This window comes from Novosphingobium clariflavum (assembly GCF_026420865.1).
GTDB classification, from domain to species: Bacteria; Pseudomonadota; Alphaproteobacteria; order Sphingomonadales; family Sphingomonadaceae; genus Novosphingobium; species Novosphingobium clariflavum.
Genome location: NZ_JAPCWC010000011.1, coordinates 1 through 15,393, shown reverse-complemented (window position 1 = coordinate 15,393; position 15,393 = coordinate 1). Strand labels below are relative to the sequence as shown.

General features: G+C 67.7%; 19 protein-coding genes. 5 read left to right on the top strand and 14 right to left on the bottom strand.

Annotated elements, in window-relative coordinates; translation table 11 throughout:
• Positions 1 to 125: 125 nt before the first annotated feature.
• The 9 genes from OKA11_RS14545 to OKA11_RS14505 all read right to left on the bottom strand — a co-directional run bounded on the left by OKA11_RS14545 (position 126) and on the right by OKA11_RS14505 (position 7,491).
• A complete protein-coding gene (locus OKA11_RS14545; protein ID WP_267221541.1) occupies positions 126 to 1,145 on the bottom strand; it encodes an OmpA family protein in 1,020 nt (339 codons plus the stop codon).
• Positions 1,146 to 1,336: 191 nt separating this feature from the next.
• Positions 1,337 to 1,795 (bottom strand): DUF2793 domain-containing protein, encoded by a 459-nt coding sequence (locus tag OKA11_RS14540; RefSeq protein WP_267221539.1) that lies wholly within the window; start codon positions 1,793 to 1,795, stop codon positions 1,337 to 1,339.
• A 50-nt stretch (positions 1,796 to 1,845) separates the two neighbouring features.
• Positions 1,846 to 2,898 (bottom strand): GTA baseplate fiber-binding domain-containing protein, encoded by a 1,053-nt coding sequence (locus OKA11_RS14535; RefSeq protein WP_267221537.1) that lies wholly within the window; start codon positions 2,896 to 2,898, stop codon positions 1,846 to 1,848.
• A gap of 88 nt (positions 2,899 to 2,986) precedes the next feature.
• Positions 2,987 to 3,670 carry a phage major capsid protein gene (locus OKA11_RS14530; RefSeq protein WP_267221535.1) on the bottom strand — a complete coding sequence of 228 codons (684 nt, stop codon included), beginning with the start codon at positions 3,668 to 3,670 and terminating at the stop codon, positions 2,987 to 2,989.
• A 65-nt stretch (positions 3,671 to 3,735) separates the two neighbouring features.
• The gene (locus tag OKA11_RS14525) at positions 3,736 to 4,137 is read right to left on the bottom strand and encodes an HK97 family phage prohead protease (protein ID WP_267221533.1); all 402 of its coding nucleotides are present in this window, start codon (positions 4,135 to 4,137) and stop codon (positions 3,736 to 3,738) included.
• Complete coding sequence (locus tag OKA11_RS14520) at positions 4,134 to 4,442, bottom strand: DUF6127 family protein (protein WP_267221531.1); 309 nt, start codon at positions 4,440 to 4,442, stop codon at positions 4,134 to 4,136. The genes OKA11_RS14525 and OKA11_RS14520 overlap by 4 nt, the downstream gene beginning before the upstream one ends.
• Complete coding sequence (locus tag OKA11_RS14515; RefSeq protein ID WP_267221529.1) at positions 4,439 to 5,611, bottom strand: phage portal protein; 1,173 nt, start codon at positions 5,609 to 5,611, stop codon at positions 4,439 to 4,441. The genes OKA11_RS14520 and OKA11_RS14515 overlap by 4 nt, the downstream gene beginning before the upstream one ends.
• 55 nt (positions 5,612 to 5,666) lie before the next feature.
• Positions 5,667 to 6,995 carry a DNA-packaging protein gene (locus tag OKA11_RS14510; RefSeq protein WP_267221527.1) on the bottom strand — a complete coding sequence of 443 codons (1,329 nt, stop codon included), beginning with the start codon at positions 6,993 to 6,995 and terminating at the stop codon, positions 5,667 to 5,669.
• A complete protein-coding gene (locus OKA11_RS14505; RefSeq protein ID WP_267221525.1) occupies positions 6,988 to 7,491 on the bottom strand; it encodes a hypothetical protein in 504 nt (167 codons plus the stop codon). The genes OKA11_RS14510 and OKA11_RS14505 overlap by 8 nt, the downstream gene beginning before the upstream one ends.
• A 188-nt stretch (positions 7,492 to 7,679) precedes the next feature.
• On the opposite strand from OKA11_RS14505, the gene OKA11_RS14500 reads away from it, so the two are divergent.
• Positions 7,680 to 8,318, top strand: coding sequence for a YqaA family protein (locus OKA11_RS14500; protein ID WP_267221523.1), 639 nt, complete (start codon positions 7,680 to 7,682; stop codon positions 8,316 to 8,318).
• Positions 8,319 to 8,449: 131 nt separating this feature from the next.
• Here OKA11_RS14500 and OKA11_RS14495 read toward each other — a convergent pair whose 3' ends face one another.
• The 5 genes from OKA11_RS14495 to hisD are packed head-to-tail and all read right to left on the bottom strand — an operon-like array spanning position 8,450 to position 12,428.
• Positions 8,450 to 8,740 carry an antibiotic biosynthesis monooxygenase family protein gene (locus tag OKA11_RS14495; protein WP_267221520.1) on the bottom strand — a complete coding sequence of 97 codons (291 nt, stop codon included), beginning with the start codon at positions 8,738 to 8,740 and terminating at the stop codon, positions 8,450 to 8,452.
• Complete coding sequence (locus OKA11_RS14490; RefSeq protein WP_267221518.1) at positions 8,737 to 9,144, bottom strand: VOC family protein; 408 nt, start codon at positions 9,142 to 9,144, stop codon at positions 8,737 to 8,739. Before OKA11_RS14490 ends, OKA11_RS14495 begins: the two co-directional genes overlap by 4 nt.
• Positions 9,145 to 9,149: 5 nt before the next feature.
• Positions 9,150 to 10,313 carry an alpha/beta hydrolase family protein gene (locus OKA11_RS14485; RefSeq protein WP_267221515.1) on the bottom strand — a complete coding sequence of 388 codons (1,164 nt, stop codon included), beginning with the start codon at positions 10,311 to 10,313 and terminating at the stop codon, positions 9,150 to 9,152.
• Between the two features lie 25 nt (positions 10,314 to 10,338).
• Entirely contained in the window at positions 10,339 to 11,094 is a 756-nt protein-coding gene (locus OKA11_RS14480; protein ID WP_267221513.1) for an SDR family NAD(P)-dependent oxidoreductase, read from the bottom strand.
• A gap of 2 nt (positions 11,095 to 11,096) precedes the next feature.
• Positions 11,097 to 12,428: a histidinol dehydrogenase gene (hisD, locus tag OKA11_RS14475; RefSeq protein ID WP_267221511.1), complete on the bottom strand. Its 1,332-nt coding sequence runs from the start codon at positions 12,426 to 12,428 to the stop codon at positions 11,097 to 11,099.
• Between the two features lie 173 nt (positions 12,429 to 12,601).
• Between hisD and OKA11_RS14470 the strand changes: the two genes are divergently transcribed.
• The 4 genes from OKA11_RS14470 to OKA11_RS14455 all read left to right on the top strand — a co-directional run bounded on the left by OKA11_RS14470 (position 12,602) and on the right by OKA11_RS14455 (position 15,358).
• Positions 12,602 to 13,546 (top strand): fumarylacetoacetate hydrolase family protein, encoded by a 945-nt coding sequence (locus OKA11_RS14470; protein ID WP_267221509.1) that lies wholly within the window; start codon positions 12,602 to 12,604, stop codon positions 13,544 to 13,546.
• Positions 13,543 to 14,112, top strand: coding sequence for a cupin domain-containing protein (locus OKA11_RS14465; RefSeq protein WP_267221507.1), 570 nt, complete (start codon positions 13,543 to 13,545; stop codon positions 14,110 to 14,112). The genes OKA11_RS14470 and OKA11_RS14465 overlap by 4 nt, the downstream gene beginning before the upstream one ends.
• A complete protein-coding gene (locus OKA11_RS14460; RefSeq protein WP_267221505.1) occupies positions 14,112 to 14,861 on the top strand; it encodes an SDR family NAD(P)-dependent oxidoreductase in 750 nt (249 codons plus the stop codon). The genes OKA11_RS14465 and OKA11_RS14460 overlap by 1 nt, the downstream gene beginning before the upstream one ends.
• A gap of 323 nt (positions 14,862 to 15,184) precedes the next feature.
• Positions 15,185 to 15,358: a hypothetical protein gene (locus OKA11_RS14455; RefSeq protein WP_267221503.1), complete on the top strand. Its 174-nt coding sequence runs from the start codon at positions 15,185 to 15,187 to the stop codon at positions 15,356 to 15,358.
• The last annotated feature ends 35 nt before the right edge of the window (positions 15,359 to 15,393 follow it).

Sequence of the window (15,393 nt, the reverse complement as noted above, 5' to 3'; positions counted from 1 at the left end):
ACAAAGCCCCGCTCGATCGAGCGGGGCTTTGTTTTTGCCATCGGGCCAATCGCAATGTTCGATGGCCAAAAGAAAAGGGGGGCGGATCGCTCCGCCCCCCAATCCATTTACCGTTGCCGGTACACTTACATGCCCGAACCCGGACCGTAGGTGATTTCGACGCGACGGTTCTGCAGTTCGCGCACGCCGTCGGCGGTCGGAACGCGGGGCTGCGTCTCACCGAAGGCCTGGCTCGAGATCGCGCCGTCAGGCACGCCGTGGCTGGTCAGGTAAGCGCGGACCGAGTCGTTACGACGGCTCGAGAGACCCAGGTTGTACTTGGGCGTACCCGAACGGTCGGTGTGGCCGGCCAGCATGATCGGCACGCTGTTGCAGTTGCCGTAAGCGGTGATCGCGCTGTCAAGGATGGTTGCAGCCTCAGGCGTGATGTCCGACTTATCCCAGTCGAAGAACACGATGTACGGGCCCTTGTTGCAGACCACAGCCGGGGGCGGCGGGGGCGGCGGGGGCGGCGGAGGCGGCGGGGGCGGCGGCGGCGGCGGCGGCGGCGGAGCAGCCGGTTCGCCGAAGTTGTACGCCAGCGTACCCATCAGCGAGTGCGAGCGCCAGCGGGTCTTGTACGACGAACCGTCGTCACCAACCAGCTTGACGTTGTCGACGTTCATGAAGCGGTACTTCAGGCCGACATCGACATGGCTGGAGATCGGCGCGCGAATGCCCGCGATTGCCTGCCAGGCGAAGCCGGTGTCCGAATCGTCGATCGCGTCGACGTCGACACGGCCAACGCCGGCACCACCGCCGACAAAGCCCTGAAGGCCGTCGTCGGGACCGAAGTCGAGCAGGCCGTTGACCATGAAGGTCAGGTTGCTGGCGTGACCGCCAACATACTTCACCGCAGCCTGACGATAGCTGGCTTCGGTTTCAAGACGGAACCCACCGAAGTCGTAACCGATGGTGGCGCCGCCATCCCAACCGGTCTTGAAATCAAGCTGATCGTCAGCCTTGACGCCGTCGACCTTGACGCTGGCGTCTTCGACGATCATCGGGCCGAAGTCGAGTTCCAGATACCAAGCGTCGTCGCGTGCGAACGCGGGCGTGGCGATGGCTGTCGAAGCCAGCGCCAGTCCGATGACGAGTTTCCTCATACGTTTCCCCTACTAAGAGATTTGGAGCCACCGAGTGCCGTAAGTGTCTACCCCCTCAATAAACAGCGTGCAAGCGCACAATGACGACATGTGTTGCAAGAATGTCGCGTTTTCGGGGCCTTGGCGCCGTCTTGTGACTCCGTTCTTCGAAATCGACGACATCTTGTTGACCCCGGTTGCATTGGCACTTGTCACGCCGAAGGCAGGATACCCACGGCTTGCAGGGCAACCATCAGTTCAGTGATGGCTGCCCGAGCTTGGACGTCAACGGTCGTACCGCCAAGTGGTTCCACGAATTGCGAAGCTTTTCTCCAGATACCGAAAAAAAGGCGCTCCTGGCTGCTGGCCTTGTCAAACACCCGCAGCCCGTCACGGGGCTCAAGGAACAGCCAGCCGCTGTTCTGGCGACAGGCGAGGCTTGCCGGGTGGCCGGTCCATTCGCCGGTCGGGTTTTCTCCCACCAGCCAGACATCACCGTCGGCCGTTTCTTCCGCGGGTTCGTCGCGCTCGCCTTCGATCGCGCAATGGAGCAGGGCATCGGTGCGGGAGAATGCTTCGTTGACGAAGGCTTCCTTGCCGGCTTGCCCGGTGTGGAGCAGTGGCAAGGCAAACTTCGCGGTGACGGTCTCGAAGGCGAAGGGATCGGTCATGTCATGGCTTCCTGAGATGGCGGATGGAGGTTGCTGCAGGTCGCTGCGCGTCAGGCTATGGGGCCGAGATCCAGTCGATCGGACAATGCGAAAGTTCCCTTTTGCACCACATGGAATCGTTGATCCGGGGCCCGGGCGGCGAGCGCGGCGTGGACCTGCGGCGGGATGTCGAGCGAGGCCTGGCCGGTCGTCCATTGGGCAAGGGGGGAGCCGGGAGGTCCGGAGCGGACGATATAGCTCTCGGTTTCCTCGATCAGCGGAACGTCGACGCCGTCGCGCCAGTCATGCAGTCCGCGCGCGCGCCTGGTCCATTCGAGGCGCCGGGTGCCATCGGCGAGGATACGCGTGCGGGCATGGACGGGGGCGGGCGGGCGCAAGGTGAGGCCGGACAGGGCCACGCCCGTTCCCACGCCTTGCGGATCGCCCAGGCCGATCGCCACGATCCGTCGCGCACTGTTGCTGCCAAGCTTGGCCGGATCCAGCGATGTCAGGCGCGAGTCGACCAGGACGAACGTTTCGGCTGCCGCGTGTGTCGCAATTCCGTTCTCGGTCGCGCCGCGGCCGCGCAGCAATCCGGTCAAACGCCATGTTCCGCCGGAGAGGAGTGTCGCTTGTGCGAACTGGATCAGCTCCTCGCCGACAAGCGCCACGTTTGCGCCTTCGGCAAGCTGGCGGGCTGTCGCCGAGGCCAGTTGCATGCCATCGTCGGCCAATTCCACGATGATCTGCGAGCCCCGGTCGAATAGAAGCGGCGATGCGGCGGGCACCAGGTTCGTGACACGCCCCATGACGCAGCGGTTTCGCCCGCTCGGCCCGAGCGGCAGCAGGGATCCGTCACCTCGGTCGGCATAGAGCGCCGCGCCGTTCCAGTTGGCCTGGCCGGACGATACGGCGGCGAGGGGCCGGGCCGTGCCGGGCGAACCGATCGCCGGATCATAGGGCAATTCGAAGGCGGCAATCAGGGTCGGGGCGGAAGGCAGGTCTTCCGGCCGGTGCGCCTGTCCCGGATCCGTGGGCAAGGCCAGGGACCAGGCGTTTGCGGTCGGAGGCATGCGCTCGGCGGTGATTTCAACGCCGGTATCGCGCCATTCCCATTCGCGCACGCGCCATCGTCCCGGCATCCGGTCGAAGCTGACGCAGGCTCCAGGCGCGATTTCGCCGTCGAGTTCCGCGGTGCGCCAGGTGACCGTGTCACGGCTCCAGTCGAGCCGGCCGGAAACAGTTTCGACAAGCGCGCGCGCGGGATGCCTCGAGCGCGGCAGGAAGTTCGAGGGTGCGGGGCTGTCCCGGCGTTGCCCGGCCGGTCGCGTGCTGCACGCCGGGAAGATAATCGCGCGACACGTCATAGTAGCGCAGGCTCGAAACCGGTTGCGCGGGGCGCGGCGCACGGCGCCGGGAGATGCCGGTGGCGGCGCTGAATTCGTCATCGCCGACAGCGCGCGTCGCCTCGCTGACCCAGCCCGAGGCGGTGCCGCCGGTGTTGACCAGCTTGCGATAGCCGGCGCTGCCGGTCTGCACGACCTGGGCGATCGAGCGGATCGGGCTGACGTTCTTGAGGCGCCGCGCAATCAGGGCATCGATCTCGCGGGGGACCGCATAGCCGCCGTCCGCGGCGACGAGGCCGGACATCGACTTCAGCTCGGTCTCGCGGCCCATGCGCAAGTAGCCGTCGACAAAGCCCTTCACTTCGACCGAGGCGGCGGTGGCGGCGCCTTCCATCAGCGGGCGGGCGGCGGCGCGGCCGACGCGGTCGAGCCGCGACTTCACGTCCTCGACATCGCCGCGCAGCGCTTCGACGGCGGCCTCGGTGGCATCCTGGCGGGTGACCAGATCGAACGAGGAGTCGAGCGCTTCGACCGGGGGAGTGGATTCCATGGGGCATTCACCTTTCGCTTGGGAGCCGCCGGATGGGCGGCGGAAAACTGTCGGAGGGGGCGGGGTCAGGAAACGAGGTGCACCCGCGCGCCGTGCTGCATCGGGTGGGTGACGAGGCTGACTTCAAGCAGTTCGAGGTCGAGCAGCTCGCGGCCCGCCGCACCCTGGCGGCTGGAGCGCGCGCGGTAGCCGAACGACAGGCCGCTCACGGTGCCGCGCCTGAGCGCGAGGCCGGCGGCGCCGTCGGGATTGTCGATCCTGGCCACCACCCTGAGGCCGCGCGCGTCCTCGGCAGCGGTCTCGACCCAGCCGATGCGCACGTCCGGCCGGTGCTGCCAGTAGAGCGGCAGCGGATCGCGGCGCTCGGCAAGGGTGCGGGCAAAGGCGCCGGGGCGGATGGTGTCGCGGCCGGAATCGCGCCGGTCGAACAGCGCGGCATAGCCAGCGAAGCGCAAGTCGCGGCTCAACGGAGCAGCTCCGTGGTGCCGCAGCGTACCGCCAGGCCAAGCAGCAGCGCGGCCAGCACCGCGCGCACGAACCAGCCGATGGCGGCGGCCCGGGCGCTGGACTTGGCGTCGCGCCAGGCCTGCAGCAGTTCGCGCAGTTCGGTGAGGTCGCTGGGCGCGGTGGCATCGTCGAGGCCGATCCGCGACAGCATCCGCCGCGCGCCGACTTCGCTCGCTTCCTCGACGATCGCGCGCAGGGTCACCAGATCGCCGCCTTCGGAGGCCGCCTGCGCCAGCAGACCGGCAAGCATGTCCTTTTGGTTCATGATTTGTTCTCCACTTCCTTCCCGGAATGGGGGCGTTCGGGCAGGCCGAGCAGCGCGCGCTTCTCATCGCCATCGAGGAAATCGGCGGCGGTCACTTGCGACCACAGCCGCTCGCGGTCCTCAGCCAGCGCGGGGACCTGATCGAGGTCGATGGCGAGGCAGGCCTCGGGGAACCACGGCGCCAGGCCTTCGCAGAGCGCCGCGAAGATCTTGGCAGCCAGCGGCAGCAGCGTCAGCCGCCAGAGCGCGCGGTTGGCCTCGCGGTAATTGGCATAAGTGGCGTCGCCCGGCAGGCCGAGCAGCATCGGCGGCACCCCGAAGGCCAGCGCCACGTCGCGGGCGGCGGCGGCCTTGAGCGTGGCGAAGTCCATGTCGGCCGGGGTCAGCGCGATGGCCTGCCACTTGAGCCCGCCTTCCAGCAGCATCGGCCGCCCGGCGTTGTGCGATCCGGCATAGGCCTGGCTCAGCTCGGTCTTGAGCCGGTCGAACTGTTCGGGGGTGAGGGTATCGCCGTCCCCGGTCTCGTAGACCAGCGCGCCGGAGGGGCGGGCGGCGTTTTCGAGAAGCTGGCGGTTCCACCGCGCGGCGGCATTGTGGGTGGCGATCGCCTCGTCGGCGGCGGCAAGGCAGCCGGCGCCGTAATGATCGTCCGCCGGGTGGAAGTGGCGGATGTGGATCACGTTGGGCGAGGCATCCTCGCCGTGCAGCGGGATCGTCATGCGCCGTCCCGCCACGTCGTAGGCATAGGCGGCGGGCCAGCCGTCCTCGCCCGCGAGAATGGTCACGCGCTCGGGCCGCAGGGCAAAGAGTTCGACCGGGCGCCCGCGCGCGTCCTTGAGCACCTGCACATAGGCATTGCCGTGCAGCAGCAGGTGGCAGGCGAGCGTTTCCAGCAGCGACTGCCCGGCGCTGGTCTCGCCGATGAGCGCGGCGAGCGCGGGATCGGCCGCCTTGAGCGGGGCGCCGGCGATCCCTTCGGCCACCAGCCGCACCGCGCGCTGGGCGACGGGATTTTCGAGATAGGCCCGGCGCACCGCCGAGGCGTATTCGAAGTGGGCTCGCCCGCCGTCGCCGTCGGCGAAGAACCAGGGCGAGGCGGGCCCCCGCGCCAGGGGCAGGCGGGCACTCTCGCCCTTGAAGGCGGCGACGAGCGTATCGATGAAGGACACGTGGGGTTCCTTTCCAGGCGGGAGGGAGCGGCCGGAGCCGCGCAAGGTTCGTGATTCAGGGCAACCGCACTTGCGGGGCCGAAGCCTTGCCGAGCATGAGTTCGCTCAAGGCCCAGACCAGCGCGTCGGCGCGGTCGGGCGAGCGCCCCGGTCCCTGATAGGAACCACCGGCGACCAGCCCGCAGATCTCGTCTTCCAGCGCCGGGAACAGTCCGGCATGGCGCACGCGCCCGGCCTCGTAGAGCGCGGCCACGGGCTCCGCGCGGGCGACTTTGCCGCGGCTGGCGTGGACCAGCCGCAGCGGCAATGAAATCTCCGCCGCGCGCAGCACCGAGGCGACCATGGCGCCGCCCTGGTTGGCCTCGGCGACGACACGGTCGGCGGACCAGGCCGCTGCCGCCTCGGCGACGGCGCGGGCCCAGCGCTCGGGACCGGCCTTCTCCGCCGAGGCATCGGCCAGCACATGGGCGTTCCCGTCCGCCGAGAGGCCGACGACCACGATGCCGCAGGTGTCTCCGCCCGCAGAAGCGGGCGGATCGACGCCGACGACCACGCGGCAACATGCGGGCGCGTGCTCCTCGCGGCAGCGTTCCAGCAAGGCGCGGCTCCACAGCGCGCCTTCGATGTCGGCGATCAGTTCGCCGTCGATTTCCTGCCGGCCGAGCAGGCTGCGGCCGAAATTGCGGCGCATTGCCGACAGGAAGCGCGCGGGGAGGTTGGCGGCATTGTCGAAGGTGCTCCCCCGCGTCACCACGACCTCGCCCGAGGCGCTATCCGCCAGCAGCCGCGTGACCAGCGGCATGCTGCGCGGCGTGGTGGTGGCGACCACGCGCGGATCGTGGCCGAGGCGAAGGCCCATGAGCAGGTTGTCCCAGGCCGCGGTGGCCCGCCCCGCGGCATTGTCCCACTTGGCGATCTCGTCGCACCAGGCGTGGCTGTGCTGGGGGCCGCGCAGCGATTCGGGCTCGGCGGCCGAATAGAGCGTGGCCTGCGCGCCGCCCGGCCAGGTCAGCCGTCTGAGCGAGGGTTCGAAGACCGGACGGCGCCACGGCGCACCGACCGAGAGCAGTCCGCTCTCGCCCTCGACCATGACCGAGCGCGCCTCGCCCAGATTGGCGGCGACCAGCGCGATGCGGGCATCGGGATTCTCCTCGGCGACAAGGCGCACCCATTCGGCGCCGCAGCGGGTCTTGCCGAAGCCGCGCCCGGCCATGACCAGCCAGACGCGCCAGTCGCCGGCCGGGGCGAGCTGCGAGGGCCGCGCCCGGATCGACCAGTCCCAGCGCCATTCGCGGCGCTCGTTCCGGTCGAGGCTGGCCATGAACGCCTCGATCTCCCCGCTTTCGGCCTCGGTCAGCCAGTCCAGCGGGTCGGCCTCAGCCATCGTGGGGGCCTTCCTCTGCCGCGCGGCGGGCGACAACCTGCTCGCGCAGCTGCGCGATCTTGGCCTGGAGCGAGGCGCGCACGGCGCCGATGTCCTCGTCCTCGCGCATGGCCCGCTCGCGCGCCACGGTCTCGCGGTGGAGGCCGAGCAGGCGCAGGGCATTGGCGTTGTCGAACTTCATCTCGCCGTCCTTGGTTTCGCCGAAGCGCAACCGGTGGAGCAGTTCCAGTTCGAGGTTCTCGTATCCTTCCAGCAAGGCGCCGCGCCAGTCGCGGGCGAAGTCGGGGTCATTGCGGCGCAGCTTGTAGGGGCGGCTGAGGTGGACCCCGGCGGCGAGGGCGGCGGCGCTGACATTCGAGGTTTCCGCCAGCACGGCGAGGAAGGCGGTGCGCCAGTGGCGGTTCAGCTTGTCCTCGCTGCTGGCAAGATCGGCATTGAGCCTCGTCCGACGCTTGCACGGGGCAGCAGCGGACGAAGCACGCTTCGGCTCGGCCATCCGGAACATCCTGTTGCTGTGAGTGGGGGCGCGAAGGAGCCGCCGGAGCGACTCGGAATTTCGCGATGTTCCTGATATGTACCTGATCGGCGTTACGCTGTCAATGGGAAATAACCAAATAGGTTACTGCTTGCCGCCCGAACCCGTGCCCACTAAGCACGCCGCCATACCTTATTGCGGAGAATTCGATGCTGCGCCGCCTTTACGACTGGACCATGGCCAAGGCGTCGCACCGCCATGCCGGCTGGTGGCTGGCGCTCTTCGCGTTCATGGAAGCCAGCTTCTTCCCGGTGCCGCCGCATCCGCTGCTGGGCCTGATGTGTCTGGCCGAACCGAAAAAGGCGATTCGCTATGCGCTGATCGCCACCGCGGCCTCGGTCGTCGGCGGGCTGCTGGGCTATGCCATCGGCCACTTTGCCTATGCCGCCTTCGGCGAGGTGCTGCTGCGCGCGCTGCATCTGGCCGACAGCTTCCCCAAGGCGGCGTGCTATTTGCGCGAATACGGTGCGGAGATCATCATCGTGAAGGGCGCGACGCCGATTCCCTTCAAGCTGCTGACGATCACCGCCGGTTTCATCGGCATGAACCTCTTCGTGTTCCTCGGGGCCTCGGTGATCTCGCGCTCGATCAGCTTCCTGATCGTCGGCGTGCTGTTCCGCCTGTTCGGCGCGCCGATCAAGGCGGTGATCGACAAGCACCTGGGCAAGGTGACGGTGGCCTTCGTGGTGGCGGTGCTCGCCGGGTTCCTGGCGGTTTCGCTGCTGGGCGGCGGCGCCAAGGAAGCCAACCAGAAGTGCGACACGATCGCGGCGGCGAACAAGGCCTGAGCGCGCGTTTGGAAATTCGCGGCACTAGAGCAGTTTCCGATCCGATTGCATCGGATCAACTGCTCTAGGATTTTGGTTTTACGCCTCTTCCGCGCATGGCGCAGGCGGAGTGATGCGGTGCCGGGTCCCGCTCAGATCGCCTGGGCAAGATGCTCTACGCAGGGCGGCGCCGTGAAGAACGGGCCCGCCAGCGAACGCCAGGCCTGAAAACCCTCGGACTCGCGGAAATCCACCATGTGGGCCTCGACGCTCTGCCAGCCGACGACGAGGTGATACCGCGCGGGGTTCTCCACCGAGCGGTGCAGCGCGAAGGAGACGAAGCCCTTGGCCGCCTCGAAATGGGGGCGGGCTTCGGTGACGGCGGCTTCGAAATCGGCGGCGCGGGCCGGGTCGATGGTGAGGGTGGCCAGTTCGTGGATCACAGCTCCGGTTCCTCGACGAATTCGATCAGGTTGCCCGCGCAGTCGCGGATGAAGCAGCCCTTGCCGAAAGCCTCGCGCACGACGAAGGCGACGTCGGCCTGCTTCTCCTCCATCTCGGCCAGGAAGGCCTCGAGGTCTTCCACCCGGAAGGCGATGTGCTTGTTGCCGTGGGTCCTGAGATCGCGCGGGGGGAAGCGGCGGTCCTCGGGGAGGGCGGCGGCGCCTTCCACCTCAAAGATCTCGAAGCGCAGCGGGCCCTTGCGGACCATGGCGGTGCGGGATCTCGCCGCCTCGATGTAGAACCTCTTCTCGACCGCGAAGCCCAGTACGCGGCCGTACCAGTCGATCGCCTCGTCAAGACTGGGGACGGAGACGCCGCCGTGGTGGAAGGTGAATTCGGCCATCGCGCTCAGCCCATTTCCGCAAAGGTTTCCGCGCACCAGTCGGCGATATAGTCGCGCATGCCGGTGCCGTTGTCGGCGCCGCAGTGCTCGACCTCGAAGTCCTTCGTGGTGAAGACGCGGAGCGTGCGCTTGGGGCTGTTCACCGCCTGATCGTAGCTGAGCTGCGCATTGAAGGCTGGGATCTGGCGGTCGTTCTCGCCGTGCGTGATCAGGAAGGGCACGCGGATCTTCTCGACCTGACCGTCCAGAGTGATCTGGTCGGCATATGCGAGGAAGGCGTCGCGCCCCCCATTCTCGGCATCGATGCCGAAGACCCACATGACGTGGTCCCAGTAGTGCGGCACCGGGTTCTCGCCCTCGTTGGCCACGCGCTCGCGCTGGCGGCGGCCCCAGACGTGGTTGGCGCCCATCACCGCGCAGAGCGCATAGCGCGGCTCGTTGGCGGCGATGCGCGGCGCGTGGTAGCCGCCGAAGGAGAGGCCGAAGATGCCGATCCGGTCAGGGATCACATCGCTGCGGGTCAGCAGGTATTCGAGCGCAGGGGTGCCCCAGCGCTCGCCGTCGTAGATGGCCGCAAGCCCGCGCTTGCGGATCGCCTCGCCGGTGCCGGGCTGGTCGACGAACAGGGTGTTCATGCCGCGCTCCAGATTCGACTGGCCATGGCCCGCCATGCAGACCTGCTCCTTCATCGAATCGAGCCCGTTGACCGAGACCAGCGTGGGGCGCGGCGTGCCCGAACCGTCGTGGACGAAGATCGCGGTATAGGCGCCGGCCTCGTAGGGGATTTCCACTTTGTCGATGTGCAGCCCGCGCAGCTTCGCGCCCTTGTGGAACAGCGCCAGCCCCTTGTCGTAGGCGGCCCAGCGCGGGGCATAGTCGCGGCTCTGCATGCGCTCGGCCGCAAGGTAGTAGCCGGAGGCGCGCAAGTACTTGGTACCGGCGGAAAGCAGGTAACCCGCGGCCTCGTCGCCTTCAGCATTGGCGGTGACCTGATCGGCGACGGTGATCCAGCTGTCGAACATCTGCGCGGAGCCGGCATCGGCGCCGGCCTTGCTCGCTTCCATGATCGGGCGGTTGGCCGCGTCGATCTCGCCGTAATTGCCCCCGCAGGCGAGCGCGAGGTTGGTGGCGAGGTTCCAGACGTAGTTTCCGGGGAACGGTTCGAACATGATCTATCCTGCGATGTTCAGATGATTATTCGGCGGTCCAGCCGCCATCGACGATAAGGCTGGTGCCGGTCATCAGCGCGGAGGCATCGGAGGCGAGGAACAGCACCGCGCCCATCAGGTCCTCCACCTGGCCGATGCGGCCGAGCTTGATCTTCGAAAGCACGCTGGCCTTGAACGCCTCATCCTCGAAGAAGGGCTTCGTCAGCGGGGTTTCGATGAAAGTGGGTGCGATCGTGTTGGAGCGGATGCCGTGGGGGGCAAGGTCCAGCGCCATGGCTTTGTTCATGCCCTCCAGCGCCCACTTGCTGGCGCAGTAGAGCGAACGGTTCGGCCCGCCCACGTGCCCCATCTGGCTGCCCATGTGGATGAGGCTGCCCCGCGTGCCGGAATCGATCATCCGCTTCACGCAGGCCTGCGCCACGAAAAAGGCGGATTTCAGGTTGAGGTCGAGCACGGCGTCGTAATCGTCTTCGCTCACCTCCCACATCGGCTTGGGGCGGTTGGTGCCGGCATTGTTGACGAGGATGTGAAACGGCGCGCGGTCCGCAAAGAATGCGGCAACGGCGCCGAGGTCCGAAACGTCGAGTGTCTCGGCCTTGGCTCCATTGCCGATCTCGGCCGCAGCCGCCGCGATCTCCCCCGAGGTGCGGGCAACCAGCGTGACCTCGGCCCCCGCTGCCGCCAGCGCGGCGGCGGCGCCGAGGCCGATGCCCCGGCCCGCCCCGGTCACCAGCGCCCGGCGTCCATCAAGGCGCAGGCTCGGCGTCTGCGGGATCGCCACGGTCAGGCCGCCGTTTCAGGCGTCGGTTCGGCCTGCCCGGCATAGGGCACGTTGCGCCCGCCGAAGCGCCGCACCCGGATGTTGGCCTGCTCACCGTGCCCCGCAAAGCCTTCCAGCGCGCAAAGCCGCGAGCAATATTCGCCGATCAGCGCCGAGGCCTCGTCGGTGGTGACGCGCTGGTAGGTGCAGGTCTTCAGGAACTTTCCGACCCAGAGACCGCCCGTGTAGCGCGCCGACTTCTTGGTGGGCAGCGTGTGGTTGGTGCCGATTACCTTGTCGCCGAAGCTGACATTGGTGCGGTTGCCCAGGAACAGAGCGCCGTAGTTGGTCATGTTCTTGAGGAAGTAGTCCGGATCGGCGGTCATCACCTGCACATGCTCGCTGGCGATCTCGTCGGCGACCTTGACCATCTCCTCGTAGCTGTCGGCCACGATCACTTCGCCGAAGTTCTCCCAGGCCTTGCGGGCATGGTCGGCGGTGGGGAGGATCTGCAGCAGGCGCTCGATCTCGGCCATCGTGGCGCGGGCGAACTTTTCCGAATTGGTCAGCAGCACGCCGGGGCTGTCAGGCCCGTGCTCGACCTGGCCGAGGATGTCGGTGGCGGCGATTTCGGGATCGCAGCCGATCTCGTCGGCAATGATAAGCGTCTCGGTGGGGCCGGCGAAGAGGTCGATGCCGACGCGGCCGAAAAGCTGGCGCTTGGCTTCGGCGACGAAGGCATTGCCGGGGCCGACGAGGATGTCGACCGGATCGATGCTCTGGGTGCCGATCGCCATGGCGCCGACCGCCTGGATGCCGCCCAGCGCATAGATCGCATCGGCCCCGGCCATGGCCTGCGCGGCGACGATCGCACGCGCCGGCTGGCCCTGAAACGGCGGGGCGCAGGTGACGACGCGCTTCACGCCCGCGACCTTGGCGGTGATCACCGACATGTGGGCGGAAGCGAGCAGCGGATACTTGCCGCCCGGCACGTAGCAGCCCGCCGAGTTTAGAGGGATGTTCCGGTGGCCCAGCACCACGCCGGGCAGCGTCTCGACCTCCACGTCCTTCATCGAATCGCGCTGGATCTGGGCGAAGTTCTTCACCTGGGCCTGCGCGAATTCGATGTCCTTGCGTTCTTGCGGGCTCAGACTGTCGACGCAGGCGTCGATCTCGGCTTGCGACAGGCGATAGTCGTCGCGGTCCCAGCCGTCGAATTTGATCGACATCTCGCGCACCGCCTCGTCGCCGCGCGTCTCGATATCGGCAAGCGCCGCCTCGACGATGTCGCGAACCTTGCGGTCCGCGTCTGCCTTTGCCTCGGCAGTGGCGCCGCGCTTGAGCCAGGTGGCCATTGTATTCTCCCGATCCGGTGTGACGTGATTTTCACCGGACCTAGCGCCGGGGGGCGAGCGGGGACCATCGCATGTTATCGATGGCTTGCTATCGATCCTATGCCGTTGTTGCCGCAGGAGGGCTTCGCTAGCCCGGTTCTCAAGGACAGAGCATTCCGGGAGAATAGGAAAACATGCGCCTCGCAACCCTCGATGACGGCACCCCCGACGGGCGCCTCGTCGTCGTTTCGCCCGAGGGCGACCGTTTTGCGCCCGCGCCGGTGGATACGCTGCAGCAGGCGATGGAAAGCTGGGCCTTCGCCGCGCCCGCGCTGGCCGGGATTTCGGAATTTCCCGAGGCGTTGGACGCCGCATTGCTGCGCGCACCGCTGCCGCGTGCCTGGCAGTGGCTCGATGGTTCCGCTTTCGCCTGCCACGGCGAACTGATGGACAAGGCGCTCGGCGTCGTGCCGGTGAAGACCGGCAAGCCGCTGATGTACCAGGGCACCTCCGACACGTTCTATGGCCCGGCCGAGGACGTGCGTTTTCTCACCGAGGAGAACGGCATCGATTTCGAGGGCGAGTTCGGCGTGATCGTCGATGCCGTACCGATGGGGACTTCGGCGCAGGATTGCATGAAGCACATCCGCCTGATCGTGCAGATCAACGACTGGTCGCTGCGCAAGCTGGCCGGGCCGGAAATGAAGACCGGCTTCGGCTGGGTCCAGGCCAAGCCGCCCTGTTCGATGGCGCCCTTCGCGGTGACGCCGGAGGAACTGGGCGACCAGTGGCGCGATGGCCGCGTCTGCATGGACCTGCTGGTGGACTGGAACGGGGAGCGCTTCGGCGCCGCCAATGGCGAGCCGATGGGGCACGGCTTCCACGAACTGGTCGCCCACGCCTGCGCCACCCGCGATCTGGTGGCGGGCACGGTGATCGGCTCGGGCACCGTTTCCAACGCCAACTACCGCGAGATCGGCTCCTCCTGCATCGCCGAGCGGCGCGGCATCGAACTGGTCGATTTCGGCGCGCCGCGCACCGAATTCATGCGCTTCGGCGACACCGTGCGCATGCAGGGAACCCTTGCCGACGGCCGCGCGCCGTTCGGCGTCATCGAACAGAAGGTTGTACAGGCATGAGCGAAGTCCTTTCCGATTCCGGCCTGCCGCCCATCCAGCGTGTCGTCACCGGGCACGACGGGAACGGGCGCGCGGTATTCCGCAGCGAAGACGTGACGCCGACGAAGATGATCCCCTCGGGCGATGCCTCGTTCCTGACGATCTGGACCACCGCCACCGTCCCTGCCGACAACAACGACGAGACGGAAGGCCGCGAACGCCCCACCGGCACGACGCTCGAAGGCGGCTCGGTGATCCGCGTGGTGGACATGCTGCCGGGCAAGCAGAGCCCGATGCACCGCACCAACTCGATCGACTACGGGGTGGTGATGAAGGGCGAGATCGAGCTGGAACTGGAGGACGGCCGCAAGACGACGGTGCGCGAAGGCGGCATCATCGTCCAGCGCGGCACCAACCACCTCTGGCGCAATACCAGCGACGCGGTCTGCCGCATCGCCTTCATCCTGATCGAGGCACCGGCCTATCTCCATGGCGGCGTGCCGCTGGATGAGGCCAAGCCCGAACAGGTCGATCCCGTCTACACCGCGGCGGCTGGCCAGGGGGCCTCGCAGGCCTCGCAGGCCTGATGTTCGACCTTTCCGGCAAGGGCGCGATCGTCACCGGCTCCACGCGCGGGATCGGGCGCGCCATTGCCGAGGGGCTGATCGCGCAAGGCGCGAAAGTGGTGATCTCCAGCGAGGATGCACAGGACACCGCACGGGTGGCTGCCCAGCTCGGGATGCCGGGGCAGCCCTGCGATGTGACCGACGACGCGGCGCTGGCCGCCTTGGTGGATCGCGCCGTCACCGAATTCGGCGGGCTCGACGTGCTGGTCTGCAATGCCGGGATCACCGGCAGGGCAGGGCCTTTCGCCGATCTCGACATGGCCGACTATGCCCGCGTCATGGCGATCAACCTCACCAGCCAGGTCGCGCTGTGCAATCTGGCCCTGCCGAAAATCGCCGAGCGCGGGGGCGGGGCGGCGGTGCTGGTCTCCAGCCTCTCGGGCCTCAGGGGCAACGGGCGCATCAATGCCTATGCGCTTGCCAAGGCGGGCGTCGCGCAGCTGGCGCGCAACCTGGCGGTGGAGTGGGGGCCGCGCGGCGTGCGGGTCAACGCGATCTCGCCGGGCTTCATCGCCACCGAACTGTCCGGGCCCTTGCTTGCCGACGCGGCCTTCATGGCCCGCCGCATGGCGATGACCCCGCTGCGCCGCCCCGGCACGCCGCAGGAGGTCGCCGGCGCAGCCGTGTTCCTGGCATCGGCTGCCGGGGCCTTCGTCACCGGGCACAATCTGGTGGTTGATGGCGGGACGCTGATTACCGACGGCTCGTGAGCGGCCAGTTCCTGCCCTTCCCGGCGCGAATCGGTCTGTCCCCCATCGAGGCGATCAACGCCGCCGCGAAGCGCTGAGCAGGTCGCGTCTTGCGGGCAGCAAGCCCCGACCCGGCGATGCCGCGCACCCTGGTGAGCGGTACGCGCGAAAACCCCTGCGCAGGCCACACGAGGCCGCGAGGGTTAGGGAACTAGCCCGTAATTTCAGCGATTTAGGGAAAACTGGATGCCCCGCGAGGAGCGAGCAGGGTCTCCCCAACGACTGGCGGATCGGCTTGTTCGTCAGGGCTGTCATGGTCGTCATTGAGGTCGGGGGGATAGGTCATGGACGATGCTTTCGCTGAACGATGTGGAGACGGTCATGACGACCGTCTGTGCCCGATTTGCCGGGGTGAGATGTCCGAAGACTTCATCGAGATGATCGAGCAAGCCGGGGCGGCGGAACCGTCGCGACGGATGAGCGGTGAAGAGTTCGTCGAGTGGCTGCACAACCACTGACCGGGATCATGTCGGGGGCGGTCTTACGACCGGCA

Bases quoted from the DNA above. Each gene is read 5' to 3' on its own strand.
- hisD (WP_267221511.1), bottom strand. From the start codon at position 12,428: ATGGCCACCTGGCTCAAGCGCGGCGCCACTGCCGAGGCAAAGGCAGAC.
- OKA11_RS14460 (WP_267221505.1), top strand. From the start codon at position 14,112: ATGTTCGACCTTTCCGGCAAGGGCGCGATCGTCACCGGCTCCACGCGC.
- OKA11_RS14510 (WP_267221527.1), bottom strand. From the start codon at position 6,995: ATGGCTGAGGCCGACCCGCTGGACTGGCTGACCGAGGCCGAAAGCGGG.
- OKA11_RS14455 (WP_267221503.1), top strand. From the start codon at position 15,185: ATGGACGATGCTTTCGCTGAACGATGTGGAGACGGTCATGACGACCGT.
- OKA11_RS14520 (WP_267221531.1), bottom strand. From the start codon at position 4,442: ATGAACCAAAAGGACATGCTTGCCGGTCTGCTGGCGCAGGCGGCCTCC.
- OKA11_RS14485 (WP_267221515.1), bottom strand. From the start codon at position 10,313: ATGTTCGAACCGTTCCCCGGAAACTACGTCTGGAACCTCGCCACCAAC.
- OKA11_RS14545 (WP_267221541.1), bottom strand. From the start codon at position 1,145: ATGAGGAAACTCGTCATCGGACTGGCGCTGGCTTCGACAGCCATCGCC.
- OKA11_RS14470 (WP_267221509.1), top strand. From the start codon at position 12,602: ATGCGCCTCGCAACCCTCGATGACGGCACCCCCGACGGGCGCCTCGTC.
- OKA11_RS14505 (WP_267221525.1), bottom strand. From the start codon at position 7,491: ATGGCCGAGCCGAAGCGTGCTTCGTCCGCTGCTGCCCCGTGCAAGCGT.
- OKA11_RS14530 (WP_267221535.1), bottom strand. From the start codon at position 3,670: ATGGAATCCACTCCCCCGGTCGAAGCGCTCGACTCCTCGTTCGATCTG.
- OKA11_RS14500 (WP_267221523.1), top strand. From the start codon at position 7,680: ATGCTGCGCCGCCTTTACGACTGGACCATGGCCAAGGCGTCGCACCGC.
- OKA11_RS14540 (WP_267221539.1), bottom strand. From the start codon at position 1,795: ATGACCGATCCCTTCGCCTTCGAGACCGTCACCGCGAAGTTTGCCTTG.
- OKA11_RS14490 (WP_267221518.1), bottom strand. From the start codon at position 9,144: ATGGCCGAATTCACCTTCCACCACGGCGGCGTCTCCGTCCCCAGTCTT.
- OKA11_RS14465 (WP_267221507.1), top strand. From the start codon at position 13,543: ATGAGCGAAGTCCTTTCCGATTCCGGCCTGCCGCCCATCCAGCGTGTC.